We start from the raw sequence: 1,094 nt of genomic DNA, 5'->3' as shown, positions 1-1,094 counted from the left end.
ATGGTGAAGCTGATTGCGTCACCAACGGTTGCATCGCCGCCAACGGTACCGGTGACGTTGATGGTTGTTCCAGCTTCCGCTGCGTTCACAATGTCATCTGGCGTGATGTCGTTAACGGTAATTGTTGCTGCTGCGCTCGTATCAACGGTGTGCGTTGAGGTAGTGGTAGCCGTGAACGGATTACCGGCATCATCGCTGCCAGTCACTGTTGCATCGAAGCTGGTATCCGCCGCAAGGTCCGCGCCATCAACCACAATGCTGAAGGTGTTACCCGCCAGCACGGTACCGCTGTAAGGCGTGCCGTTGATGGTGAAGCTGATTGCGTCACCAACGGTTGCATCGCCGCCAACGGTACCGGTGACGTTGATGGTTGTTCCGGCTTCCGCTGCGTTCACAATGTCATCTGGGGTGATGTCGTTAACGGTGATTGTTGCGCTCGCTGCAGTATCAACCGTGTGAGTCGAAGTAGTCGTAGCAGTAAACGGATTACCCGCGGCATCGGTGCCTGCAACCGTGGCATCGAAGCTGGTATCAGCAGCGAGATCGCTACCGGCTACCGCAATGCTGAAGGTGTTGCCAGCCAGCACGGTACCGCTGTAAGGCGTGCCGTTAATGGTGAAGCTAACAGTGTCGCCTGGGGCCGCATCGCCACCAACCGAACCGGTGACATTGATGCTTGTTCCAGCTTCAGCCGCGTTCACGATGTCATCAGGCGTTATGTCGTTGACGGTGATCGTTGCCGTCGCTGTGGTATCAACCGTATGCGTCGAGGTTGTCGTCGCCGTGAACGGATTACCGGCATCATCGCTGCCAGCCACTGTTGCATCGAAGCTCGTGTCGGCTGCCAAGTCTGCGCCATCAACCGCAATGCTGAAGGTGTTGCCAGCCAGTACAGTACCGCTGTAAGGCGTGCCATTGATGGTGAAGCTGATTGCGTCACCAACGGTTGCATCGCCGCCAACAGAGCCAGTCACATTAATGGCGGTGCCAGCCTCGGCCGCATTAACGATGTCATCAGGAGTGATCGCATCAACGGTAATTGTTGCTGCTGCACTCGTATCAACTGTATGCGTTGAGGTCGTCGTTGCCGTGAA

The 1,094-nt window shown here is 56.4% G+C and carries 1 protein-coding gene; it reads right to left on the bottom strand.

Annotation, left to right across the window (positions count from 1 at the left end):
- Nucleotides 1-1,094 (bottom strand): Ig-like domain-containing protein (locus ABD836_RS19405; RefSeq protein ID WP_344939313.1); only part of this gene is annotated, 1,094 nt, incomplete at both ends.

Origin of the sequence: Zhongshania borealis, assembly GCF_039539625.1 — a bacterium.
Classification (GTDB): Bacteria; Pseudomonadota; Gammaproteobacteria; order Pseudomonadales; family Spongiibacteraceae; genus Spongiibacter; species Spongiibacter borealis.
The sequence above is the reverse complement of the archived record's forward strand: the minus strand, read 5'-3'. Positions and strand labels throughout refer to the sequence as shown.